We start from the raw sequence: 22,644 nt of genomic DNA, 5'->3' as shown, positions 1-22,644 counted from the left end.
TCGGGGGATCAGAGTGGCAAGAATTGACCGCTACATGCTGTCGCAACTTCTGGTTATGTTCGGCTTTTTTGCTCTAGTGCTGGTGGCGCTGTTCTGGATCAACCGCGCGGTGGTCCTATTCGACCGTTTGATCGGCGATGGCCAATCTGCACTGGTGTTTTTGGAGTTCACGGCCCTTGGCCTGCCCAAGCTTATCGTCACCGTCCTGCCCATCGCGACCTTTGCCGCTTCGGTCTATGTGACCAACCGCATGTCGGGCGAATCTGAGTTGACCGTGCTGCAGGCCGCAGGCTCGGGCCCTTGGCGGCTGGCTTGGCCTGTCTTTGTCTTCGGGCTGTGTGTGGCGGTGATGATGACGGTGCTCAGCCATTTTCTGGTGCCCATGGCGCAGGGTCAGTTGAAACAGCGCGAGGCCGAGATCTCGCGCAATCTCACCGCGCGACTGCTGACAGAGGGGACTTTTCTGCACCCTTCCGACGATGTGACCTTCTACACTCGGGCCATCGACAACGACGGTGTGCTGCGTGATGTTTTTCTGTCGGATCGGCGCAAGGCCGATGAGGGGGTGATCTATACCGCCGCCGAAGCCTATCTGGCGCGCAATGGCGACAGCACGACGCTGATCATGCTCAGCGGTATGGCGCAGCGGCTGGACACCGAACGCAACCGTTTGGCCACGGCCAAATTCCGCGACTTTTCCTTTGATATTTCTCCCTTGGTGAGCAGTGGCGATGCGATCGACCCATCGGTCAGCGCCATGGTGACGCCCGATCTGCTTTGGAATTGGGCCGGGGTTGCGGCACAAACCGACACCACAGCGGGCGTCGTCGCCGAAGAGCTGCATGGCCGTTTTGCGCAACCGCTGTTTTGCCTCGTCGCGGCGATGATCGGTTTTGCCACTTTGATCCTTGGCGGCTTTTCCCGTTTTGGCGTCTGGCGCGAGGCGGTGATCGCCTTTGGCCTGCTCATCGCCATTGACGGGCTGCGGGGCACGATGGTGGTGCAAATCCGTGAGACCGCGGCCCTCTGGCCGCTGGCCTACCTGCCCTCGCTCATCGGGGCCGTGCTGACGCTGGCAATGCTTTGGCAGGCGGCACATCCGCGCTGGATAAGGCGGCGGCTACGTGGCAAAGGGGCGGCCGCATGATCCTCCATCTCTACTTCGCCCGACGCTTTTTCATAAGCTTTCTCGTCATCACCGGGGTGCTGGCCGCCTTGGTGATGCTGGTCGATGGTGTGGATCAGGCCCGGCGCTTTGCCGATGATGATGTGGGCTGGGATCAGGTCTTGGGTATGACGCTGCTGCATATGCCGCAGACCATCAATATGATCCTGCCGCTGATCATGATCCTTGCCACGGTGGCGCTGTTCATCGGTCTTGCGCGGTCCTCGGAGTTGGTGGTGACCCGTGCCGCAGGCCGCTCTGCCCTGCGCGCGTTGGTGGCACCGGTCGTGGTGGCCCTAATCATCGGCACGCTGGCGGTGGCCTTTCTCAACCCCATTGTCGCGGCGACCAGTGAACGGGCCGAGCAACTGACCCAGAAATACCGCTCCAACGGTCGCTCGGCCTTGTCGGTGAGCGACGAGGGGCTTTGGCTGCGTCAGGGCACGGAAGAAGGCCAATCGGTCATTCGCGCGTGGCGCACCAATAGCGATGCCTCCGTTCTCTATAATGTGACGATCATCAGCTATGACGCCGAGAAAGGTCCGATCCGCCGGATCGAAGCCGAAAGCGCGCAGCTGAGCGGTGGCGACTGGGAATTGACCGGCGCCAAGATTTGGCCGCTGGAGGCCGGGGTGAACGCCGAAGGCGCCTCTGAAGAGTATGAGACCCTGACCATCCCCTCATCCCTGACCGTTGAGCGCATCCGCGAGAGCATTGGCCGTGTCGCTGCCGTGTCTATCTACGAGTTGCCAGAGTTCATCCGCCAGTTGGAACAGGCGGGTTTCAGCACCCGCCAGCATGAGGTCTGGTTGCAGGCCGAACTGGCGCGGCCCTTCTTTCTGGTCGCCATGGTTCTGGTTGCGAGCGCATTCACCATGCGCCATACCCGCTTTGGGGGGACCGGCGTTGCTGTGCTGGCTTCGATTTTGCTGGGGTTCGGTTTGTATTTCATTCGCAGTTTCGCACAGATCCTTGGCGAAAACGGCCAGATCCCCGTGACACTCGCCGCTTGGGCACCGCCCGTGGCCGCGATTTTTCTGGCGTTAGGCCTGCTTTTGCACGCGGAGGATGGCTGACATGCGCGCGGCCCTTGTTGGACTTGCCCTTACTTTTGCGCCCCTGACTTTCGCGCCGCTGACGGTCAGTGCCCAGACCGCCCCGGCCAGCGACCGCCCCGCCGTTCTGGTGGCCGATCAGGTGTTCATTACCCGTGACAAGGTCTTGGTTGCGCAGGGAAATGTCGAAGCCTTCCAAGGTGAGACGCGGCTGCGCGCCACGGCGATCCGCTATGATCAGGCCACCGGCGCGCTCAGCATCGAAGGGCCGATTGTGCTGTCGGAGGGCGAGAATACCACGATCCTCGCCGATGCGGCGTCGCTTGACGCGGGGCTGCAATCGGGGCTGCTGCGCGGTGCGCGGATGATCCTTGAGCAGCAATTGCAGCTCGCTGCCGTGCAGATCAACCGGGTCGAAGGGCGCTACAGCCAACTTTACAAAGCCGCCGTAACATCCTGTAAAGTTTGCGAAGATGGCGAAACGCCGCTTTGGCAGATCCGCGCCAAACGGGTGGTGCATGACCAACTGGCGCAGCAGCTTTACTTTGACGAAGCGCAGTTTCGCATAAAGAATGTGCCCGTCGCCTATCTGCCGCGCCTGCGCCTGCCCGATCCGACACTGGACCGCGCGACCGGCTTTCTCGCCCCGTCAGTCCGCTCAACCTCGCAATTGGGCGTGGGGCTGAAACTGCCTTATTTCATCAAGATTGGCGATCACCGCGATCTGACGCTGACGCCCTATCTTTCCGCCGAAACCCGCACGCTTGAATTCCGCTACCGTCAGGCTTTCGTCTCTGGCCGGATCGAATTTGACGGCGCGATCACCGATGACGAATTGGAGCCGGGTGAGACCCGTGGCTACCTGTTTGGCACCGGCACCTTCGATCTGCGGCGGGACTACAAGCTTTACTTCGGGATCGAGGTCACCAGCGACCGGTCCTACCTCAGTGACTACGGCTATTCCGACAAAGACCGTCTGACCAGCGAGTTGACCGTCAGCCGCGCGCGGCGCGATCAATATGTGCGCGCAAGCCTGCTGAACTACCAATCGCTGCGCGATGGCGAAGACAATGATCTGTTGCCCAATCTGGTCTTGGACGGCGAACACCAGCGGCGCTATTTCCCCACGTCACTTGGCGGCGAAATTCGTCTGACGCTTGAGGCCCATAGCCACCGCCGGGCCTCTGATCTCAGCACCGATGGCGACGGCGATGGCGAAGCCGACGGGCGCGATGTATCGCGGCTCAATGGCGAGGCTGAATGGCTGCGGCGCTTTACCTTTGGCAACGGTCTGGTCACCGATCTCCGGGCCGGGGCGAGCTTTGGTCTGTTCAACATCGCGCAGGATGCCTTTTACAGTGAGCGGCACTATGACCTCGTGCCGCATGCCTCTGTTGCATTTCGCTACCCCATGCAGCGCCGCGAGGCGCGCGGTGTGGTGCAACAGTTCGAACCGATTGTGCAATTCGGTTGGACCGGGGGTGACCGGCTCAACATCCCGAATGAGGAAAGCACGCTGGTCGAATATGACGAGGGCAACTTCCTGTCGCTCAGCCGCTTTCCGCGCCCCGACCGGCGTGAACGCGGCGCGGTCGCGGCTTTCGGTGTGAACTGGGCGCGGATTGATCCGACCGGTTTGGATACCAGCTTTTCTTTTGGGCAGGTCATCCGGGCCAAGGCCGATGATGCCTTCACCTTTAGCTCGGGGTTGCAGGGAACCCATTCCGATTTCCTGCTGGCCGGGCAATTGCGCAGCAACGAGGGTTTGGCGCTCATTGGGCGCGGGTTGATCGATGATGATTTCGAAGTCGCTAAGGCCGAGCTGCGCGGCATCTGGGATTTCAAACGCGGGCAGATCGCGGGCAGCTATGTCTGGCTGCATGAAGACGCCGCAGAGGACCGCGACGAAGATGTGTCAGAGATCACCTTTGACGGCAGCTATTCGATCAACAGCCAATGGCAAGCTTCGGCCGAATGGCGGTTCGACCTCGCTGATGAACGCGCCGCGACGGCAGGTCTTGGCCTGAGCTACAACAATGAATGCGTGCAGGTCGACCTTTCCGTTAACCGCAGCTATTCATCCTCAACAAGTGTTGAGCCCTCAACGGATATCGGTTTTAACATCGGCCTCAGGGGCTTTGCCGCAAACACCGGAACAGAAAGATACGTACGCTCATGTGGGAAGTAACGAAACAGACAGTCCGTGCCGGGATCCGTGGCACTGCGGCGCTCGCCCTCGCGTTGGTCGTCGGCCAATCCGCAGCGGCGCAGAACCTTTTTGCGCCCGTGGCCCGTGTCAACGACGAGGTCATCACCGGTTACGAAGTCCAGCAGCGGCAGCGTTTCATGCAGCTGATCGGCGCACCGGGAACGGATACCAACAGCGTGATCGACAGTCTGATCGACGACCGGCTGCGCGGGCAAGTGCTTGACCAAGCCGGGCTTGAAGTCACACCAGAGGGCATTCAATCCGGCATGTCCGAATTTGCCAGCCGCGCGGATCTGACGACCGAAGAATTTCTCAAGGTTCTGGGTCAGGCGCAGATCTCGGAAGAGACCTTTCGTGACTTCATCGTGATCAGCGCCGCGTGGCGTGACCTGATCCGCGCGCGCTATAATGGCCGCGTCGACATCACCGACGAAGAGGTCGACCGCGCCCTTGGCAGCAGCCGGGGCAACAATGGCCTGCGCGTGCTTTTGTCCGAGATCATCATCCCCGCCCCGCCGCAGAACGCCGATCAGGTGAATGCGCTGGCCGCGCGGATCGCGCAGAGCCGGACTGAGGCTGAGTTCTCCTCCTATGCGAGCCAATATTCCGCCACCGCCTCACGCGGGCGCGGCGGCAAGATGCCTTGGACCCCGCTTGAAAATCTGCCCGCCAGCCTGCGCCCGATCCTGCTGGCGCTGGCCCCCGGTGAGGTGACGGCCCCGCTGCCGATCCCCAATGCCGTGGCCCTGTTCCAGCTGCGCGGCATCGAAGAGACTGGCAAGCCCAGCGTTGAATATTCCGAGATTGACTACGCCGCCTATTACATCCCCGGTGGCCGGTCCGAGGCCGCCCTGTCGCGCGCGGCACAACTGCGCGGTCAGGTGGATCAATGCGACGACCTTTATGGCGTTGCCAAGGGACAGCCCGCCAATGTGCTCGACCGCGGCTCAAAGGCACCAGCAGAGATCCCGCAGGACGTGGCCATCGAACTGGCCAAACTCGACCCCGGCGAAGTCTCGACCGCGCTGACCCGTGCCAACGGGGAGACCTTGGTGTTCCTCATGCTGTGCAACCGTACCACGGCGGCCAATGCCGATGTGAACCGCGACGCGGTGGTAAGCTCAATCCGGCAGCGCAAGCTTGAGGGCTACGCCACGCAACTGTTGGAACAGGCCCGCGCCGAAGCCCGTATCACCCGCCAATGAGCAGCCCCTCCCGGCCGGTGGCCATCACCTGCGGTGAACCCGCAGGTATCGGCCCAGAGATCGCCGCCCGTGCTTGGGCGGCGCTTTCGTCTGACATCCCGATGTTCTGGATCGGCGACCCGCGCCACCTGCCCACGGATGTCCCGCACCGTTTGATCGACAGTGCGGATGATGTGGGCGGGCCAAGTGCCGATGCGCTGCCTGTGTTGTCGCACGCTTTTGACAGTGCCGCGCTCGCCGGGGTGCCGCAGCCCGGCCATGCGCAGGGGGTGATTGACGTGATCGCCCGCGCGGTCGATCTGGTGCAGACGGGGGCCGCTTGCGCCATCTGCACTGCGCCGATCCACAAGAAGGCGCTGCAGGATGGCGCGAATTTCGCCTACCCCGGCCATACCGAATATCTCGCAGCACTTGCTGGTGTCGACGACGTGGTGATGATGCTGGCCTCCGACCAATTGCGCGTCGTGCCCGCCACCATCCACATCGCGCTGGATCAGGTCCCGCAGGCGCTGACAGCCGCGGGGCTGCGCCGCACGATTGAGATCACGGCGCAGGAATTGCAGAGCCGTTTCGGCGTAGAACGTCCGCGCATTGCTGTGGCCGGGCTGAACCCCCACGCGGGCGAAGGCGGCAGCATGGGGCAGCAAGAGATCGACTGGATCGCGCCGCTGATTATCGAAATGCAAGGCGAAGGCTACGCGCTGGCCGGGCCGCTGCCCGCCGATACGATGTTCCACGCCCGCGCCCGCGCAGGCTATGACGCGGCGGTGGCGATGTATCACGACCAAGCGCTGATCCCGATCAAGACGCTGGACTTTGACCGGGGGGTGAATGTGACGCTGGGGTTGCCTTTCGTGCGCACCTCCCCCGATCACGGCACCGCCTTTGACATCGCGGGCCAAGGGCGCGCCAACCCGACCAGCATGATCGAAGCGATCAAATTGGCATGGCAGATGGGCCAGAAAACATGAGTGCAATCGACAACCTTCCGCCGCTGCGCGAGGTGATCAACACACACGAACTGGCCGCGCGGAAATCGCTCGGCCAGAACTTCCTGCTGGACCTGAACCTCACGGCCAAAATCGCGCGGCAAGCGGGGGATATGGCCGATTGCGACGTGCTGGAAATCGGCCCCGGCCCCGGTGGCCTCACCCGTGGGCTGCTGGCCGAGGGCGCGCGTCATGTGCTGGCGATCGAGAAGGACCGCCGCTGCCTGCCCGCGCTGGCCGAGGTGGCGGAACATTACCCCGGTCGCCTGACCGTGATCGAAGGCGACGCGCTTGAGATCGACCCGCTAAGCCATCTGACCCCGCCGATCCGCGTGGCCGCCAACCTGCCCTATAACGTCGGGACCGAGTTGCTGGTGCGCTGGCTCACCCCGCCCGCGTGGCCGCCGTTTTGGCAAAGCCTGACGCTGATGTTCCAACGCGAAGTGGCCGAGCGGATCGTCGCGACGCCCGGCTCCAAAGCCTATGGGCGGCTGGCCGTGCTGGCACAATGGCGCAGTGATGCGCGGATCGTCATGCAATTGCCGCCGGGGGCTTTCACGCCGCCGCCAAAGGTATCGTCGAGCGTGGTGCATCTGACCGCCCTGCCCGAGCCGCGATATCCGGCTGATCCCGCCGTGCTCAGCCGCGTGGTCGCGATGGCGTTCAATCAACGTCGAAAGATGCTGCGCTCAGCCCTCAAGTGCGCCGCGCCGGATATCGAAGATCGCCTTCACGCCGCCGGGCTGAAACCCACCGACCGGGCCGAGCAGGTGCCGCTAGAGGGCTTCTGCGCCCTTGCCCGTGAAATCGCCAAGGGGTGAAAATGTTCTACCGTCTATTGCTCGTCTGCACGCTGCTGCTGACGCTTTCCGCCTGTGCCATGCCCCGCAACGGGCCACCACCACTGGGGACTGAGGCCGATATTTCGGCGCTGACCCGTGCCATTACAGAACTTTCTCCGAGTGTGGACCCGGCAGAGGCCGCCCGTGCAGCGCGGATCGCCTACCGTCATACCCATGAGCTGGCGATTGCCTATCAAATCACCGACCCGCCGCTGATCCATAACGTGAAGGTCAACAACGGCAGCAAGCCACGGGGCCTGTGTTGGCATTGGGCAGAGGATCTGGAGAAACGGCTGCTGGCCGAAGGGTTCGCCACCCTCGACATGCACCGCGCCATCGCCAATGGCGACTCGCGGTTGTTGCTGGATCATTCGACGGCCATCATCTCGGCCGCGGGTGCCCAGATGGAGGCAGGGCTTGTCCTTGATCCATGGCGGCAGGGCGGCGAGTTATTCTGGTCGCCGGTCATAAGCGACCCGCGCTACGACTGGGAGCCGCGTGAAGAAGTGCTGCGGCGTAACGGGCGTGTCAGATATGTGCAGGCGGGGATGGAAGGGTAAGCCCACCCCGCGCGCCCTACCAATGCCCCGCACGAAAAAGCCCCGCAATTTGCGGGGCTTTTTGTTATTCTGCGGCTTTGGCGGTGTCGTTACCGTCGCCATCGCTGCCATTGTCCTGCGGCTGTGCCTCTGCCGCTTTCGGCTTGGGCTTGCGACGCGGAGCGCGTTTCGGCTTGGGCTTGCTCTCGGGCGTGTCGACCAGCGTGCTCTCTTCGCTGTTCGTCTCGGCCTCGGCTTGCTGCTGCTGCGCAGGCTCGGGCTGTTTGTCCGCCTTCGGCTGATCGTCCTGCGACTGGTTGCCCTGAGACTGGCCGCCCTGCTGCGCCTCGCGCTCCTGACGCTCTGCGCGTTCGCGATCCCGCTCGGCTTGGCGCTCACGGTTCTGGCGCTCTTGCTCTTCGCGGCGCTGATCCACCTCGCGCTGCGCTTCGCTCAGCAGACGCAGATAATGCTCGGCGTGCTGTTGAAAGTTCTCGGCTGCAACACGGTCATTGCTCAACTGTGCATCGCGGGCCAGCTGGTTGTATTTCTCGATAACCTGCTGCGGCGTGCCGCGCACCTTACCCTCGGGGCCGGAGCTGTCAAAAACACGGTTGACGACATTGCCGCCGCCACCTTGCGACGAGCGTTTGCGGTTATTCTTCGACCGGGAGCGTGATCTGGGAGAATTCATGGAATGATGTCAGCCTTGTGTGCTGTGTGTCGTTCACCGGGGGGTGCAAAGCACGTCTTGAACCCGGCCTAAGCGATATGTTGGGCATAGTGCCGCGCGGGACCGCCTATGGCATCCACCGCTGCAACACCCCTGACTAACCATGCCAGACAGGCTTGGGCAAGAAGAAACTGCCGCTGAACCCGCCAAAGAGCCGTTTTTTCGCGATTTCACGCCGGTTTATCGGCTGAAACGACTCTTGGCCGCCCATCCAGATCATGCGCCAGCGTCACCCGTCCCCAGCCTGCGGCGGCAAAGATTTCCTGCACCGCTTCGCCCTGTTGCCAGCCGATTTCGACCATGACCCGGCCTTCGGGCGTGAGATAGCCCTGCGCCTCGGCGGCGATGATGCGGTAGATGCTCAGCCCGTCCTGCCCATCGGTTAGTGCCATTTCAGGCTCGTGCTGACGCAATTCCGGAGAAACCGCTGCCATTTCATCGGCAGCCAGATAGGGTGGGTTCGACAAGATCAGATCAAAGCGCCCGTCAACGGCGCTGAACCAATCGGACTGACGGATGTCGGCCCGTTCGGCCACCCCATGCTGCACCGCATTGGCGCTGGCCTGAAGGCAGGCGGCTTCGGAAAGGTCAACGCCCAGCCCCGTCGCGCGCGCCCTTTCGGCCAACAGGGTGACGAGGATACAGCCCGACCCGGTGCCAAGGTCGAGAATGCGGGTGAAATCATTGCTGAGGGCCAGATCAATCAGGGTTTCCGTCTCTGGCCGCGGGTCAAGCACATCGCGGCTGATCGCAAAGTCGCGGCCATAGAATGCCCGCCGTCCAATGAGTTGTGAGACCGGCACCCTCACGGCCCGCAGGGCGATGAGCTGCTCAAAGCGTTCGGCGACCTCGGGGGCGATTTCCTCGGGCGCGATCAGGGTCACGCGAGCGGCATCCACGGCGGCGGCATGGGCTAACAAAAGCCGCGCATCCCGCGCCGGATCGGGCACGCCTGCGGCACGAAGCCGTCCGGCGGCAGCGGCCATGGCTTGGGCGGCAGTCTGGGGGCTCACCCCTCCATCTCCGACAGTTGCCGCGCTTGGGCGTCGGCGGTCAGCGCATCGACGATCTCATCCAGATCGCCCTGCATCACGGCCTCAAGCCGGTAGAGCGTCAGGTTGATCCGGTGATCGGTCATGCGCCCTTGTGGGAAGTTATAGGTCCGAATCCGCTCGGACCGGTCGCCTGTGCCCACCTGCGCCGCGCGGTCGGCGGACCGTGCGCTGTCGATCCGGCTGCGCTCCATGTCATAGAGTCGCGCTTTGAGCACCTGCATTGCCTTGTCGCGGTTGCGGTGCTGGGATTTCTCGGATGAGGTCACCACGATCCCGGTTGGGATATGGGTGATGCGCACGGCGGAATCGGTGGTGTTGACGTGCTGCCCACCAGCGCCCGAAGAGCGCATCGTGTCGATCCGCAGGTCATTGGCGTTGATCTCGATGTCCACGTCTTCGGCTTCGGGCAGCACCGCCACGGTGGCTGCCGAGGTGTGGATGCGCCCGCCGCTTTCGGTCGAAGGCACGCGCTGCACGCGGTGCACGCCGCTTTCGAACTTCAGCCGGGCAAAAACGTTCTGCCCGGTGATATGGGCCACGACTTCCTTCACGCCGCCCAATTCGGTCATCTGGCTTTCGATGAGGTCGAAGCCCCAGCCCCGCGCCTCGGCATAGCGTTGGTACATGCGCAGCAGGTCGCCCGCGAACAGCGCCGCCTCATCGCCGCCGGTGCCGGGGCGGATCTCCAGCATCGCGGGCTTCGCATCGGCGGAATCGCGCGGCAGAAGCGCCAGTTGCAACCCTTGCTCCACCTCCGGCAGACGTGCCCGCAGACGCGGCAGTTCCTCGCGGGCAAGCTCGGCCATCTCGGGGTCTTTCAGCATTGCTTCGGCCTCTTCAAGGTCGCGCTGAAGCTGCTGGTAAAGATCAATTTGATCCACCACCGGCTTGAGATCGCTGTATTCCTTGGCGAGGGCTGCGAAATCGGCTCCATCGGAGCCCGCAGACATGCTGGCCTCCAGAAACTGGAGGCGTTGCGAGATTTGCGCGAGGCGGTGCATCGGGATCATGAGGTTCCTGTCGCTTATGCAAAAGCTTTGGTCAAGAGGCGGCTTATGCTATCATTGGCTATGAAACGCATCATGCCGCTCACCTGCCTTGTGGCCCTGACGGCCCTGCACCCTGCCCTTGCGGATGTCAAAGCGCCGGGCGGCAAGACGATTGATTGCTATTGCACCAACAGTACCGGCGCCCGTGTGGAACTGGGTGAAACCATCTGCCTACAGGTCGGAGGGCGCATGTTCATGGCGCAATGTCAGATGTCGCTCAACGTGCCGATGTGGCGCGAGGTGCAGCAAGGCTGCCTGTCATCGCGCCTCAACCTGAGCGAGCCAAGCATTTACCCGCTTGGCGTTGACGCCCAGATCTGACCGGCCAAAGCGCGAGCGGCCATAGACTTCCATGTAGCGCGGATCAGCGCCATAGACGCCGATGGTGGTGAAATCTGGGTAGCCCATCAATTTCGTGCGGGTGACATAGGTGACCTGCCCCTCGGCCAGTGATCCGGCGACAGCCTCGGTACGCGGGGTCTGCATGATGGCACTATCAAGCTGCGCCAAAGTCTCTTCCCCGTCGCCGTCAACCGGTGCGCGCCAGATATAGCTGTTGGTGCCTTGGGTCTTGCCCATCTTTTGCCCTTCGGCCTGCGCATGCCAACGCGCGGTGTCGGTTGGCGCAAATCGGACATAGGCCACCAAGGCGACGAGGGCGATCACGATGATCCAGAACAGCATTTTAAGCACCTTTCAAAGGTCGGCGATTTGAGGCGACGCAGGTGGTCGCGGTCAGGTGGGCGGCCCCCAGGCCTGAGGGCCGCCCAATGATGTTGTGGCCTTCGCTCACGCGGTTCTCATGCGGTGGCCCAGCAGCGACAAAATCTCGGTCGCGACATGCGCGCCCGCGATCGCCGTTGCGCCTGTGGTGTCGAAGGGCGGAGAGACCTCAACCACGTCGCCGCCCATGATGTTGATCCCGGCCAGATCGCGCAGCATGATCGAGGTCTGCGCCGAGGTCAGACCGCCCCAGACCGGCGTGCCGGTGCCGGGGGCAAAGGCCGGATCGAGCGCGTCAATGTCGAAGGTCAGGTAACAGGGCCGATCGCCGAGGATTTCTTTGATCTTAGCCACGGTGGCCTGCGGCCCCTTCTCATGTACCTCACGGGCATCGATAATGTTGACGCCCATCGTGTCTTCGTTGGTTGTGCGTATGCCAACCTGCACGCTGGTCGAAGGGTCAACGATGCCGGACTTGACCGCCTTGTAGAACATCGTGCCGTGGTCGATCCGGCCCATGTCGTCGTCTTGCCATGTGTCCGTGTGTGCATCGAACTGTAACAGGCTGATCGGACCGTATTTCTCAGCATAGGCCTTGAGGATCGGGAATGAGATATAGTGATCCCCGCCCAGTACGACAGAGGCCGCGCCGGCATCCAAAATGGTCTTGATATGTGCGGTCAGAGCGGCGGGAAACTGGCTGACATGGCCATAATCAAACGCCAGATCGCCATAGTCCGCGATGGCGAATTCGCTCAGCACGTCAAAGTCCCAGCCATAGGGCGCGTCAGGCGCTTGCAAGGCACTCGCCTCGCGGATGGCGCGGGGGCCAAGGCGGGTGCCGGGTCGGTTGGTGACGGCCTGATCAAAGGGCACGCCGGTTACCGCGATGTCCACACCGGTCAGATCCTTGGTGTATTTACGTCGCAGGAAAGAGGTCGCCCCGCCAAAGGTCAACTCATAGCTCGGCCCTTTGAGGTCCTCGCGGGTAAAGGCCATATCCATCTGCTTGGCCGCGTCTTCCAGTGCCATTACTTGCCTCCTGCTGGCTGTGCCCGCTCAACGATACGGGCGAAAAAGGATGCGCCCAGCGGCGCGATCTCGTCGTTGAAGTCGTATTCTGGATGGTGCAGCCCCGCGCCCTTACCGGTTCCGAGGAACAGATAGGCACCGGGGCGTTTTTCAAGCATAAAGCTGAAATCTTCCGCGCCCATTTCGCGGCCATAGTCCCCATGCACGCGGTCCGCGCCCACCACTTCGCTTGCCGCCGCGATGGCGGTTTCGGTCTTGGCGGGATCGTTGACTGTGGCAGGATAGCCGACCTCATAGACCAGCTCGGCTGAGACGTCATAGCTTGCCGCCTGCCCGTCCACGATCTGCTGCATGCGGCGCATCACCATCTCCTGCACCTCGCGGTCAAAGGTGCGCACGGTTCCGTTGATATAGGCGGTCTCTGGAATGATATTGTCGGCGCTTCCGGTGTGGATTTGCGTGACCGAAACCACCAGATCCTGTGCCGCGAGATGATTGCGGCTGACGATGGTCTGGATCGCCGTGGCGATGCCGCAGGCCGCCACCACAGGGTCGCGGGTGTCATGGGGCATCGCGCCATGGCCCCCTTTGCCCTTGATGTGAATGTGAAACTCGTCCACCGCTGCCATGAATGGCCCCGGGGTGGTGAAAAACGCGCCTTCGTCCAACCCGGGCATGTTGTGGATGCCGTAGACCTGCGCGATGTCGAACCGCTCCATGATGCCTTCTTCGACCATGATACCGGCGCCACCGCTGGCCTCTTCAGCGGGTTGAAAGATCAGCGCCACTCGGCCCGAGAAATTGCGTGTTTCGGCCAAATAACGCGCGGCGCCCAGCAACATCGTGGTATGCCCATCATGCCCGCAGGCGTGCATTTTGCCCATGCGGGTGCTGGCGTAGTCCTTGCCCGTCGCTTCATGTATGGGCAGGGCATCCATGTCGGCGCGCAGGCCGATCGTCGGCCCTGCGCCCTGTCCGTTGATGATGGCAACCAGACCGGTTGTCGCGATGCCTTCGTGCAGTTCATCGACGCCAAATTCCCGCAGCCGTTCGGCGACAAAGGCCGCCGTCTCATGACATTCCAGATCCAACTCAGGGATGCTATGCAAATGGCGCCGCCACGCTGTCATATCCTCCGCAAAGGCATTGATGCGGTTTACCACGGGCATGGGCTGGACTCCTTGGGGTTGGTTTGGTCAGGGTGCATCTGACACCAGACATACGGGGCCTGCAATGCCGGACAACACAAAAGCCGATCTCATTCACGATTCCGATGCGGGCATTGAACGGCTGCTTGAAATCATGCGCCGCCTGCGCGATCCCGACACCGGCTGCCCCTGGGATATCGAACAGGATTTCGACAGCATCGCCCCCTATACCATTGAAGAGGCTTATGAAGTTGCCGATGCCATCGCCCGGCGGGATTGGGTGGAGCTGGAGGGCGAGCTGGGCGACCTATTGCTGCAATCGGTCTATCACACCGCAATGGGCGAAGAAGCAGGGCATTTCACCTTTCAATCTGTAGTGCGCAATATCAGCGACAAGATGGTTGCGCGGCACCCGCATGTATTTGGCAACGAATCCCGCGACAAAAGCGCCGAGCAGCAGACTGTGGATTGGGAAAAGATCAAAGCCGCTGAGCGGGCGGGCAAAGCGCAGGGAGGCACGTTGGATGGGGTAGCGATTGGCCTGCCCGCTTTGTTGCGCGCGATGAAATTGCAAAAACGCGCAGCGCGGGTCGGCTTTGATTGGCCCGAGACGACACAGGTACTGGACAAAATCACCGAAGAGGCCGCCGAATTGGTCGAGGCGAAAGATACGCTTTCGCAGGCCGAGGTTGAGGAGGAATACGGCGATCTGCTGTTTGTGATGGCCAATCTCGGCCGCCACCTTGGGCTGGACCCCGAAGCCGCCCTGCGCGCTGCAAACGCCAAATTCACCCGCCGGTTCGAGGGGATCGAAACGCGGCTCGCGGCCATGGGCAAAACCCCTCAGGACAGTGATCTGGCCGAGATGGATGCGCTTTGGGATGCCGTGAAACTGGCGGAACGCGGCTAATCGCCGGGCCTGCGGCTGGACAAAGACATGAGCCTCCGGCAAGGCTCTGCCCCAAGCAATTTGACGAAAGTAAGCCCATGACCCCGCGCAAAATCATCATCGACACCGACCCCGGACAGGACGACGCCGTCGCGATCCTCCTTGCGCTGGCCAGCCCCGAAGAGATCGACGTGCTGGGCATCACCTGTGTCGCGGGCAACGTGCCACTGGAGCTGACTTCGAAAAACGCGCGCATCGTTTGCGAATTGGCGGGGCACCGGGATGTAAAGGTCTTTGCCGGTTGCGACCGCCCGCTGGGCCGTGACTTGGTGACGGCAGAACATGTGCACGGCAAGACCGGCCTTGATGGCCCCGACCTGCCCGACCCCACCATGCCGCTGGCCGAGGGGCATGGCGTCGATTTCATCATCGAACAGGTCCGCGCCCATCCCGCAGGCAGCGTGACCCTCTGCCCTTTGGGCCCGCTCACCAATATTGCGACCGCCCTGCAAAAGGCGCCCGATATCGCCGAAAAGGTGCAAGAGATCGTGCTGATGGGCGGTGGCTATTTCGAAGGGGGCAATATCACCCCCACGGCCGAGTTCAACATCTACGTCGACCCGCAAGCCGCTGATATCGTGTTCAAATCTGGCATTCCCATCGTCGTGATGCCGCTTGACGTGACCCATAAGGCACTGGTCACCAAACCACGCAACGATGCCTTCCGCGCGATTGGCACGCCGGTGGGTGTCGCTGTGGCCGAAATGACCGATTTCTTCGAGCGGTTCGATAAGGAAAAATACGGCTCCGAAGGCGCGCCGCTGCACGACCCCTGTGTGACCGCCTATCTGATCAACCCCGATCTGTTCAAAAGCCGCCATATCAACGTCGAGATCGAGACCGTGTCTGAACTGACCATGGGCATGACCGTAGCCGATTGGTGGGGCGTGACAGAACGCGCGCCCAACGCGCTTTTCGTGGGCGACCTTGATGCCGATGGGTTCTTTGCCCTGCTCACCGAAAGGCTGGCCCGTCTATGAGCGCACATCTCACCCTCGGCGCGCCTGAGCATCTTGATAAATTGGTCGGGCTGGTCACGGCCTTTCACGCCGAAGCGGGCATTGAGATGACCGACGAGCAGCGGCGCAACGGATTGGCGCCGCTGCTGGAGGGGATCCCCCATGGGGCCGCCTATTTGATCGGCCCGCCCCGCGCGCCGATTGGCTATGTGGTGATCTGTTTCGGCTGGTCGGTTGAATTCGGCGGGCTGGACGCCATCATTGATGAAATCTACGTCCGTCCCGGCGTACGAGGGCGCGGCATTGCCTCGGAAGCGCTGATCGCTTTGCCACGGGCGCTTGCCGCGGGCGGGTTGCGCGCCATTCATCTTGAGGTGGACCGCACCAACAAAGCGGCGCTCAAAGTCTATACCCGTGCGGGCTTCCGCCCCCGCGAAGATTACATGCTTATGTCTCGGAAACTGTGATGCGTATTCCCTTTGATAACAGCTATGCCACCCTGCCCGACGGGTTTTTTACCCGGCTCGACCCGACGCCGGTAAAAGAGCCCAAGCTCTTGGCATGGAACGACGATCTGGCGGCGTCGCTGGGAATCAAAGGCGGCGATGCAAAGACCCGCGCGCAGGTATTCGGCGGCAATGAGGTGCCCGCAGGGGCGGCCCCCTTGGCGCAGCTTTACGCCGGTCATCAGTTCGGCAATTTCAACCCGCAGCTTGGCGATGGCCGTGCGATCCTGCTGGGCGAGGTCGTCGACAGCGAGGGCAATCGCCGTGACATTCAGCTCAAAGGCTCCGGCCCGACGCCCTATTCGCGTATGGGCGATGGCCGCGCCTGGGTTGGGCCGGTGCTGCGCGAATATCTGATCAGCGAGGCGATGCATGCGCTCGGCGTGCCGACCACCCGTGCCCTCGCTGCTGTCGCCACTGGGGAGCCGATCCTGCGCGAAAGCGGCCCTCTGCCCGGCGCCATCGTCACCCGCGTCGCCGCAAGCCATCTGCGTGTCGGCACCTTTCAGGTCTTTGCCCATCGCGGTGAGGTGGAGGCGCTCAAAACCCTGACCGACTATGCCATCGCGCGACACTACCCTGAGGCCGATGGCCCGCTTGGCCTTTTGCGCGCGGTCTGTGCCGCGCAGGCAGAGCTGGTGGCGCAATGGATGTCCTTCGGCTTTATCCACGGTGTGATGAACACTGACAATTGCAGCATCTCAGGCGAGACGATCGACTATGGCCCCTGCGCCTTTATGGATGCCTTTCATCAGGGCCGCGTGTTCAGTTCCATCGACCGGCAGGGCCGCTATGCCTACGGCAACCAACCGCAGATCGTTCTGTGGAACATGGCGCAGCTTGCGACTTCGCTTTTGCAGCAGATGGGCGACAAAGAGACCGCCGTCGAAGACGCCACCGAAATCGTGCATGACATGCCCGAGTTGATTGAAGCCGCATGGCTGCGGCGTTTTGCGGCCAAAGTCGGCATTTCCGATCCTCGGCCCGAGGATGTGGATCTGATCAATGAACTGCTGAGCCTGATGCAAACGAACGGCTCGGATTTCACCAACACGTTCCGCTCCCTTGGGACCGACCAAGTGCGTGATCACTTTACCAACCGCGATGCCTTTGACACATGGGCCGAAAACTGGCGCAGCCGGATCAAGGATGAGCCGGACCCGCAGGCGGTCATGCAGGCGGCGAACCCCGCCGTAATCCCGCGCAACCACCGGATTGAGCAGATGATCGAAGCCGTCGTTGCGGGCGACATGGCCCCGTTCGAGCGCTTGATGACTGCGCTGGCGACGCCCTTTGAAGAGGCCGATCCCGAGCTTCAGCGCCCGCCGACCGAAGATGAGATCGTCCCGGCGACCTTCTGCGGCACCTGAGCCTAAGGGCGCCGGGATATGCGGTTGATCAGGTGGATCCCTGTCGCCACCAGCAGCAGGGCGAACCAAACGGTGGGCCCGATGTCTTCCGACAGGATCTTCCAGCCTAAAAGCACCGCAAAGACCGCAGCCACGCGGGCCGGATAAGTCAATTGCGCGCTGTGGTTGTCACAGCGCGCCATTGGGTCGTTCAACTTCTAAGTGTCGGCTTAGGCTGCCTGCTGGCCGCCCGGCTTCCCGCCGCCGCCACCGCGCCGACGGCGACGACCACCGCTAGGCTTGCCAGCGCCTTCGCCCCCGCCACCACCACCGGGACGACCACCGCCGCCACCGGGACGGCCACCGCGCCCGCGGCCACGGCCTTTGGGCTTGGACGGCTCATCGATCACTTCCCACGGACGGCCCGAAGCCACGGGGATCGAGATGCCCATGGTCTTTTGAATCGCTTTCAACTCGCCCATTTCATCCGGTGCGCAGAAGGCCACGGCAGCGCCGTCTTTGCCCGCCCGCGCGGTCCGGCCAATCCGGTGCACATAGTTGTCGGGCACATTCGGCAGGTCGAAGTTATAGACGTGTTTCACATCCGGGATATCGAGGCCACGGGCCGCCACATCGGTGGCGACCAGCACAGTGATGTCGCCATTTTTGAAACCCGCAATCGCGCGGTCACGCTGGCCTTGGCTTTTGTTGCCGTGGATCGAAGCCGCGTCGAAACCGGCTTTGACCAGTGTCTTCATCAGCTTTTCCGAGCCATGTTTCGTACGGCCAAAGACCAGCGCGCGCTCGCCTTTGTGCTTGGCCAGCAGTTCTTTCAACAGTTCGGTCTTTTCGGCCTTGGCGATGAAATGCACCTCTTGGGTCACCTTATCCGCCGCCTTGCCCGGAGGCGAGACTTCGATGCGGATTGGGCTGTTGAGATAGCTGTTGGCGATCTCATTCATCAGCTTGGGCATGGTCGCCGAGAACAGCATCGTCTGACGCTCTTTCGGGATCAGGTTCGAGATTTTGCGCAGGTCATGGATGAACCCCATGTCGAGCATCTGGTCGGCCTCATCCAGCACGAGGAAGGTCGTGGTGTCGAGCTTGACCGCGCGGCGGTCCAGCAGGTCCAGCAGACGGCCCGGCGTGGCGATCAACAGATCGACACCGCGCTCCAGACGCTTGATCTGCGTGTTGATCGACTGACCGCCGACAACCATCGCCACTTTGATCGGCGTGCCTTCGGCATAGCCGCGCAGGTTCACGGCGATCTGTTGGGCCAGCTCGCGTGTCGGGGCCAAGACAAGCCCGCGCACTGAGCGCGGCGCGGGGCGGCCTTCAAGCTCCATCATCTGCGCGATAAGCGGCACACCAAAGGCCGCCGTCTTGCCGGTGCCGGTCTGGGCAAGGCCCATCACGTCGCGGCCATTCATGGCTTGGGGGATTGCTTGTCGTTGGATCGGGGTTGGATCTTTCAGACCCATTTCATTCAACCGGGTCACCAGTTTCTTTGGCAGGCCCATCATGTCAAAATCGCTCATTCGTTCACTTTCCGGCACGCAGGGGCGCGCGCCATCCTTATTCGCCGCGCCCAAGTCTGAGCGCCACGGGGTCGCGCAAGCCAGATCGCGGGCGCAGGCCACATGCCTCACACCCGTCTGTCGCGCTTGGCCCCACGCGTGATTTTGGGAACATCGGCGGGCCTTGTCGTCAGCATCCAGTGGCCCCTCATGGGACTTGGCGCTGATACTGCTCACGCGGCAGAAGGCTTCGCTTGACCCCCACATGGGCTGCGCGCGGGCAAAAGTCAACCGGCAGGGTTCAATTGCGGTGGCGTCTGGCCGCGCTAGAATGTTAGGAACGTGGTCCGACGGACGAAGGGCGAAACGATGCGCAACCCGATCATCAAACGGTGCGAGGCCATGGGCCTGCGCATGACAGGTCAACGCCGGGTCATCGCGCAGGTGATTCACGACAGTGACGACCATCCCGATGCCGAAGAACTGCTGGCCCGCGCCACTGAGATCGACAGCGGCATCTCTATCGCCACGGTCTACCGCACGGTGAAACTGTTTGAAGAGGCTGGCATCCTCGACAAGTTAGAATTCGGCGATGGCCGGGCGCGCTATGAAGATGCGCAGCGCGAACATCACGACCACCTGATCGACGTGAATTCCGGCGAGGTGATCGAATTCGTCGACGCCGAAATTGAAGAGCTTCAGGAACGTATCGCGCGTAAATTGGGTTACAAACTGCAGGGGCACCGGATGGAACTTTACGGTGTGCCGATTAAAAAGGATGACCCATGACCGACCGTGACCGCCCGCTTCTGGCTGTGTTGATCGACGCCGACAATGTCCCAGCCAAACATGCCGCGGCCATCATGCGGGAGGTCACAACCATCGGAGAGCCCGCGCTGCGCCGCGTCTATGGCGATTGGTCGAATGATCACCTCAAGGGCTGGAAAGCCCCCATTCGTGAGCTCGGATTGGTAGCTCATCAGGAAACCGCGAACACCAAGGGCAAAAACGCCAGCGACATAGGTCTGGTCATTCAGGCGATGGACATTCTGCACAGCCGCCGCTTCGATATCATCGTGATCGTCTCGTCCGACAGTGACTTCACCGCGCTGGTGAACCGTCTGCGCGAGGATGGGGTGACGGTGATCGGCATCGGCGAAAAGAAGACCCACGATTCGCTGCGCAACGTCTATAACCGCTTCATTCTAATTGAAAACCTCGACGGCGCGGAGCCGGACACGACGTCCCGCGCCAGCGCCAAAGTGGCCGACGCCCTGCCCCTGTTCAAAGCCGCGATGGATAAGATCGACACCGAAGACGATTGGTACAATCTCGGCCAGATTGGCCAGACGATTCAGGCAGCGCATCCGGATTTCGACAGCCGGACTTATGGCCATGGCAAGCTGAGCGCCTTGGCGGCTGATCTGAAGGCATTGGAAACCCGAAAGACAGGCAATCGGCTGATGGTGCGGCTGAAACCTTAACGCCTGCGTATCACTCGGCGGGGCGCTTTTCCCGGCGGGAGACGCGCGACAGCATGGCGGGCAACAGCACGCTCAGTACCACCAGCCGCATGATGTGGCAGGCGGCGACAAACCCCGGCACCACGGCCAGCACCGCGCCAAGCGCGATCATCGTCTCAAGGCCGCCGGGCGCGAAGGCCACCAACACATGGCCCAGCGGCATGCCAAGCGCCCAAGCCACCGGCACAGCACCCAGCCCCGCCAGTCCGACGGCCACGCCGGTAATCGCCAGCCCCGCGCCAAGGCCGCTGACAAACCGTGCGGGCGTGATGCCAGAAAACCGCGTGCCGATCAGGCATCCCAGCACCAGATAGGCGATAAGGATCAGCCAACCCGGCAGCACCCCGGTCTCCAACTTGGTCAGATGCGCGATGGCAGAGACCACCATCGCCCCCATCAGCAGCGGTGCGGGCACCGAAAGCCGGGCAAAGATCAGCCCCACAACCACGGCCGCAAAGATCATCACGAAGTTTGAAAGCACCCCCATCCCCGCGCCCGCCGGGGCAATATTGCCGGTCATATCGACGCCCATCAGCAAAGCGGCAAAAGGCACGACAATGGTCAATGCCAAAAGCCGGACCGACTGGGTGATCGAAATCCGCGGCACGTCAGAGCCTCCGTCGCTGGCAATCGCCATGACGAAACTCAGATGCCCGGGGGCCGAGGCCAGAAGCGCGGAACGCGCATCGAAACCAAAATACCGCGCCAGCATCCAGCGGCAGACAGCCATAATCCCCCAGATCACCCCTGTCATAAACACAAAGGCCAATGGCCAACGCACCATGGCATTCACCGCATCTTGGTTAAAACCCGCGCCGACAGCGATGCCCAAGACCACGAAACAGGCATCCCGCAGCCGCGGGTCGACCGCCGTGCGCAGACCGACCAGCCCCAGACCACTCACCGCGATCACCGGCCCCAGCAGCATATAGACAGGCGCGTTGAGCCACCAAAACAGCAGCGCGCCAAAACCGCCGACGGCGAGGGTCAGCAGGGTGTCACGCGGGGCAAGGGAAAGGCTGGGCCATCTCATGCCTGATGGCTAGCACCCTGCCGCAGCGGGCGCCAGAGCCACACGCATGACGCGTATTTTGGGCACTTGCCCTTTCATCGCAAAAGGTTCATGGGCGATTGGCAATATCCGGTGTGAAAGGGCGATAACATGGACAATCTGCGCGGCGCGATGCTGATGGTGCTGGCCATGGCCGGTTTCGCCATTGAGGATATGTTCGTCAAACTGACGAGCGATGCCCTCCCCGTGGGGCAGATCATCGCGCTGTTGGGCGCGGGCGGCGGGGCGATCTTTGCCGTGATCCTGCGCATTCAGGGGCGGCGGTTGTTCTCTGCGGATATGCTCACCGGGCCGATCCTGCTGCGCGCCGTGGGTGAGGTGCTGGGCACCCTGTGTTTCGTGACCGCCATCGTGCTTACGCCGCTTTCCTCGGCCTCTGCTATTTTGCAGGCGACCCCGCTGGCCGTGACCCTTGGTGCGGCGCTGTTTCTGGGGGAACCCGTTGGTTGGCGCCGTTGGAGCGCGATTGTCGTGGGGTTCCTCGGCGTGCTGCTGATCGTCCGCCCGGGGTTGGAGGGGTTCAACGCGCTGTCGCTCTTTGCCGTGGCAGGTGTCATCGGCCTTGCGCTGCGCGATCTGGCGACGCGCAAAGTTCCCAAAAGCATCAGTTCCATGCAGCTTAGCTTTCTTGCCTTTATCGTGCTGGTCCCGGCAGGGCTGATCCTGATGCTGGCCGCTGGCACCCCCGCCGCCATGCCCGGCGGGGCCGAGGTGGTCTATCTTGCCGCCGCGATGGTGATCGGTGTGATGGCCTATTACGCCATCGTGGCCGCCATGCGCGTGGGCGAAGTCAGCTTCGTCACGCCCTTTCGTTACATGCGGATGCTATTCGCACTGGTCGCAGGGATCGTGGTCTTTGACGAATCCCCCGACACGCTGACGCTGGTGGGGGCCGCGATCATCATCGCCTCGGGCGTCTATACCCTGCTGCGCGAACGCAAAATCACCCCCCGGCCCCGCCGCGGTCTTTCCAAGCCGGGCCTGCCGGGGTAAACCGCTGCAAACCCGAACATGAGGACAAA

Annotated in this window: 24 protein-coding genes; 15 read left to right on the top strand and 9 right to left on the bottom strand. The window is 62.4% G+C overall.

The annotated features are described in order from the left end of the window. The first annotated feature begins 13 nt into the window (after nt 1–13). Genes lptF through K3758_RS09120 form a run of 7 tightly spaced genes read left to right on the top strand, consistent with a single transcriptional unit; the run spans nt 14 to nt 8,025 of the window. Nucleotides 14–1,147, top strand: a complete 1,134-nt coding sequence (lptF, locus tag K3758_RS09150) for an LPS export ABC transporter permease LptF (protein WP_259944167.1) — start codon at nt 14–16, stop codon at nt 1,145–1,147. Beyond that, complete coding sequence (gene lptG, locus K3758_RS09145; protein ID WP_259944165.1) at nt 1,144–2,241, top strand: LPS export ABC transporter permease LptG; 1,098 nt, start codon at nt 1,144–1,146, stop codon at nt 2,239–2,241. The genes lptF and lptG overlap by 4 nt, the downstream gene beginning before the upstream one ends. Before the next feature lies 1 nt (nt 2,242). Next, nucleotides 2,243–4,408 (top strand): LPS-assembly protein LptD, encoded by a 2,166-nt coding sequence (locus K3758_RS09140; RefSeq protein ID WP_259944164.1) that lies wholly within the window; start codon nt 2,243–2,245, stop codon nt 4,406–4,408. Then, on the top strand, nt 4,396–5,634 hold the full coding sequence (locus K3758_RS09135) for a peptidylprolyl isomerase (RefSeq protein WP_259944161.1): 1,239 nt from the start codon (nt 4,396–4,398) through the stop codon (nt 5,632–5,634). Before K3758_RS09140 ends, K3758_RS09135 begins: the two co-directional genes overlap by 13 nt. Further along, on the top strand, nt 5,631–6,605 hold the full coding sequence (gene pdxA, locus K3758_RS09130) for a 4-hydroxythreonine-4-phosphate dehydrogenase PdxA (RefSeq protein WP_259944158.1): 975 nt from the start codon (nt 5,631–5,633) through the stop codon (nt 6,603–6,605). The genes K3758_RS09135 and pdxA overlap by 4 nt, the downstream gene beginning before the upstream one ends. Further along, on the top strand, nt 6,602–7,444 hold the full coding sequence (gene rsmA, locus K3758_RS09125; protein WP_259944155.1) for a 16S rRNA (adenine(1518)-N(6)/adenine(1519)-N(6))-dimethyltransferase RsmA: 843 nt from the start codon (nt 6,602–6,604) through the stop codon (nt 7,442–7,444). The genes pdxA and rsmA overlap by 4 nt, the downstream gene beginning before the upstream one ends. 2 nt (nt 7,445–7,446) lie before the next feature. Next, entirely contained in the window at nt 7,447–8,025 is a 579-nt protein-coding gene (locus K3758_RS09120; RefSeq protein ID WP_259944152.1) for a hypothetical protein, read from the top strand. Nucleotides 8,026–8,089: 64 nt separating this feature from the next. Here the strand turns inward: K3758_RS09120 and K3758_RS09115 are convergent, their stop codons facing one another. The 3 genes from K3758_RS09115 to prfA form a co-directional block, all read right to left on the bottom strand. Then, the gene (locus tag K3758_RS09115) at nt 8,090–8,698 is read right to left on the bottom strand and encodes a DUF4167 domain-containing protein (protein ID WP_259944150.1); all 609 of its coding nucleotides are present in this window, start codon (nt 8,696–8,698) and stop codon (nt 8,090–8,092) included. A gap of 209 nt (nt 8,699–8,907) precedes the next feature. Continuing rightward, the gene (prmC, locus tag K3758_RS09110) at nt 8,908–9,750 is read right to left on the bottom strand and encodes a peptide chain release factor N(5)-glutamine methyltransferase (RefSeq protein ID WP_259944148.1); all 843 of its coding nucleotides are present in this window, start codon (nt 9,748–9,750) and stop codon (nt 8,908–8,910) included. Continuing rightward, complete coding sequence (gene prfA, locus K3758_RS09105; protein ID WP_259944145.1) at nt 9,747–10,802, bottom strand: peptide chain release factor 1; 1,056 nt, start codon at nt 10,800–10,802, stop codon at nt 9,747–9,749. The genes prmC and prfA overlap by 4 nt, the downstream gene beginning before the upstream one ends. Nucleotides 10,803–10,862: 60 nt before the next feature. Between prfA and K3758_RS09100 the strand changes: the two genes are divergently transcribed. After that, on the top strand, nt 10,863–11,162 hold the full coding sequence (locus K3758_RS09100; protein ID WP_259950046.1) for a hypothetical protein: 300 nt from the start codon (nt 10,863–10,865) through the stop codon (nt 11,160–11,162). On the opposite strand, the gene K3758_RS09095 is transcribed toward K3758_RS09100, so the two are convergent. The 3 genes from K3758_RS09095 to K3758_RS09085 form a co-directional block, all read right to left on the bottom strand. Beyond that, nucleotides 11,100–11,525, bottom strand: a complete 426-nt coding sequence (locus tag K3758_RS09095; RefSeq protein WP_259944143.1) for a DUF1499 domain-containing protein — start codon at nt 11,523–11,525, stop codon at nt 11,100–11,102. The two genes, K3758_RS09100 and K3758_RS09095, sit on opposite strands and share 63 nt — an antisense overlap. A gap of 105 nt (nt 11,526–11,630) precedes the next feature. Further along, nucleotides 11,631–12,596, bottom strand: a complete 966-nt coding sequence (gene speB / locus K3758_RS09090) for an agmatinase (RefSeq protein WP_259944140.1) — start codon at nt 12,594–12,596, stop codon at nt 11,631–11,633. After that, nucleotides 12,596–13,765 carry a M20 aminoacylase family protein gene (locus K3758_RS09085; RefSeq protein WP_259944137.1) on the bottom strand — a complete coding sequence of 390 codons (1,170 nt, stop codon included), beginning with the start codon at nt 13,763–13,765 and terminating at the stop codon, nt 12,596–12,598. Before K3758_RS09085 ends, speB begins: the two co-directional genes overlap by 1 nt. A gap of 64 nt (nt 13,766–13,829) precedes the next feature. Between K3758_RS09085 and mazG the strand changes: the two genes are divergently transcribed. The 4 genes from mazG (at nt 13,830) to K3758_RS09065 (ending at nt 17,528) form a co-directional block, all read left to right on the top strand. Further along, nucleotides 13,830–14,654: a nucleoside triphosphate pyrophosphohydrolase gene (gene mazG / locus K3758_RS09080; RefSeq protein ID WP_259944134.1), complete on the top strand. Its 825-nt coding sequence runs from the start codon at nt 13,830–13,832 to the stop codon at nt 14,652–14,654. A 77-nt stretch (nt 14,655–14,731) separates the two neighbouring features. Then, nucleotides 14,732–15,673, top strand: coding sequence for a nucleoside hydrolase (locus tag K3758_RS09075; RefSeq protein ID WP_259944130.1), 942 nt, complete (start codon nt 14,732–14,734; stop codon nt 15,671–15,673). Continuing rightward, nucleotides 15,670–16,119, top strand: coding sequence for an N-acetyltransferase (locus K3758_RS09070; RefSeq protein WP_067629022.1), 450 nt, complete (start codon nt 15,670–15,672; stop codon nt 16,117–16,119). The genes K3758_RS09075 and K3758_RS09070 overlap by 4 nt, the downstream gene beginning before the upstream one ends. Beyond that, nucleotides 16,119–17,528: a YdiU family protein gene (locus K3758_RS09065; protein WP_259944128.1), complete on the top strand. Its 1,410-nt coding sequence runs from the start codon at nt 16,119–16,121 to the stop codon at nt 17,526–17,528. The genes K3758_RS09070 and K3758_RS09065 overlap by 1 nt, the downstream gene beginning before the upstream one ends. 2 nt (nt 17,529–17,530) lie before the next feature. Here the strand turns inward: K3758_RS09065 and K3758_RS09060 are convergent, their stop codons facing one another. Together K3758_RS09060 and K3758_RS09055 are read right to left on the bottom strand one after the other, a co-directional pair. After that, entirely contained in the window at nt 17,531–17,710 is a 180-nt protein-coding gene (locus K3758_RS09060) for a hypothetical protein (protein WP_259944126.1), read from the bottom strand. Nucleotides 17,711–17,737: 27 nt separating this feature from the next. Beyond that, nucleotides 17,738–19,048, bottom strand: coding sequence for a DEAD/DEAH box helicase (locus tag K3758_RS09055; RefSeq protein ID WP_259944123.1), 1,311 nt, complete (start codon nt 19,046–19,048; stop codon nt 17,738–17,740). Nucleotides 19,049–19,396: 348 nt separating this feature from the next. Here K3758_RS09055 and K3758_RS09050 point away from each other — a divergent pair, with 348 nt between their 5' ends. Beyond that, nucleotides 19,397–19,816: a Fur family transcriptional regulator gene (locus K3758_RS09050; RefSeq protein WP_067629018.1), complete on the top strand. Its 420-nt coding sequence runs from the start codon at nt 19,397–19,399 to the stop codon at nt 19,814–19,816. Then, nucleotides 19,813–20,511: an NYN domain-containing protein gene (locus K3758_RS09045; protein ID WP_120351010.1), complete on the top strand. Its 699-nt coding sequence runs from the start codon at nt 19,813–19,815 to the stop codon at nt 20,509–20,511. Before K3758_RS09050 ends, K3758_RS09045 begins: the two co-directional genes overlap by 4 nt. Before the next feature lie 10 nt (nt 20,512–20,521). Here the strand turns inward: K3758_RS09045 and K3758_RS09040 are convergent, their stop codons facing one another. Then, complete coding sequence (locus K3758_RS09040) at nt 20,522–21,583, bottom strand: AbrB family transcriptional regulator (protein ID WP_259944117.1); 1,062 nt, start codon at nt 21,581–21,583, stop codon at nt 20,522–20,524. 129 nt (nt 21,584–21,712) lie between these two features. Here K3758_RS09040 and K3758_RS09035 point away from each other — a divergent pair, with 129 nt between their 5' ends. Next, a complete protein-coding gene (locus K3758_RS09035; protein WP_067939274.1) occupies nt 21,713–22,615 on the top strand; it encodes a DMT family transporter in 903 nt (300 codons plus the stop codon). The last annotated feature ends 29 nt before the right edge of the window (nt 22,616–22,644 follow it).

Origin of the sequence: Sulfitobacter sp. W002, from assembly GCF_025142135.1 — a bacterium.
Taxonomy (GTDB): Bacteria; Pseudomonadota; Alphaproteobacteria; order Rhodobacterales; family Rhodobacteraceae; genus Sulfitobacter; species Sulfitobacter profundi.
Note: the sequence above shows the minus strand (reverse complement) of the source record. Positions and strands in the feature narration are given on the sequence as shown.

Excerpts from the sequence above, each read along its gene's own strand:
- K3758_RS09095 (WP_259944143.1), bottom strand. The coding sequence starts at position 11,525 with ATGCTGTTCTGGATCATCGTGATCGCCCTCGTCGCCTTGGTGGCCTAT.
- speB (WP_259944140.1), bottom strand. The coding sequence starts at position 12,596 with ATGGCACTGGAAGACGCGGCCAAGCAGATGGATATGGCCTTTACCCGC.
- K3758_RS09070 (WP_067629022.1), top strand. The coding sequence starts at position 15,670 with ATGAGCGCACATCTCACCCTCGGCGCGCCTGAGCATCTTGATAAATTG.
- K3758_RS09140 (WP_259944164.1), top strand. The coding sequence starts at position 2,243 with ATGCGCGCGGCCCTTGTTGGACTTGCCCTTACTTTTGCGCCCCTGACT.
- mazG (WP_259944134.1), top strand. The coding sequence starts at position 13,830 with ATGCCGGACAACACAAAAGCCGATCTCATTCACGATTCCGATGCGGGC.
- rsmA (WP_259944155.1), top strand. The coding sequence starts at position 6,602 with ATGAGTGCAATCGACAACCTTCCGCCGCTGCGCGAGGTGATCAACACA.
- K3758_RS09050 (WP_067629018.1), top strand. The coding sequence starts at position 19,397 with ATGCGCAACCCGATCATCAAACGGTGCGAGGCCATGGGCCTGCGCATG.
- K3758_RS09055 (WP_259944123.1), bottom strand. The coding sequence starts at position 19,048 with ATGAGCGATTTTGACATGATGGGCCTGCCAAAGAAACTGGTGACCCGG.
- K3758_RS09085 (WP_259944137.1), bottom strand. The coding sequence starts at position 13,765 with ATGCCCGTGGTAAACCGCATCAATGCCTTTGCGGAGGATATGACAGCG.
- K3758_RS09120 (WP_259944152.1), top strand. The coding sequence starts at position 7,447 with ATGTTCTACCGTCTATTGCTCGTCTGCACGCTGCTGCTGACGCTTTCC.
- K3758_RS09040 (WP_259944117.1), bottom strand. The coding sequence starts at position 21,583 with ATGAGATGGCCCAGCCTTTCCCTTGCCCCGCGTGACACCCTGCTGACC.
- K3758_RS09065 (WP_259944128.1), top strand. The coding sequence starts at position 16,119 with ATGCGTATTCCCTTTGATAACAGCTATGCCACCCTGCCCGACGGGTTT.
- prfA (WP_259944145.1), bottom strand. The coding sequence starts at position 10,802 with ATGATCCCGATGCACCGCCTCGCGCAAATCTCGCAACGCCTCCAGTTT.
- K3758_RS09075 (WP_259944130.1), top strand. The coding sequence starts at position 14,732 with ATGACCCCGCGCAAAATCATCATCGACACCGACCCCGGACAGGACGAC.
- lptG (WP_259944165.1), top strand. The coding sequence starts at position 1,144 with ATGATCCTCCATCTCTACTTCGCCCGACGCTTTTTCATAAGCTTTCTC.
- K3758_RS09045 (WP_120351010.1), top strand. The coding sequence starts at position 19,813 with ATGACCGACCGTGACCGCCCGCTTCTGGCTGTGTTGATCGACGCCGAC.
- K3758_RS09035 (WP_067939274.1), top strand. The coding sequence starts at position 21,713 with ATGGACAATCTGCGCGGCGCGATGCTGATGGTGCTGGCCATGGCCGGT.
- pdxA (WP_259944158.1), top strand. The coding sequence starts at position 5,631 with ATGAGCAGCCCCTCCCGGCCGGTGGCCATCACCTGCGGTGAACCCGCA.
- K3758_RS09060 (WP_259944126.1), bottom strand. The coding sequence starts at position 17,710 with ATGGCGCGCTGTGACAACCACAGCGCGCAATTGACTTATCCGGCCCGC.
- K3758_RS09100 (WP_259950046.1), top strand. The coding sequence starts at position 10,863 with ATGAAACGCATCATGCCGCTCACCTGCCTTGTGGCCCTGACGGCCCTG.
- K3758_RS09135 (WP_259944161.1), top strand. The coding sequence starts at position 4,396 with ATGTGGGAAGTAACGAAACAGACAGTCCGTGCCGGGATCCGTGGCACT.
- K3758_RS09115 (WP_259944150.1), bottom strand. The coding sequence starts at position 8,698 with ATGAATTCTCCCAGATCACGCTCCCGGTCGAAGAATAACCGCAAACGC.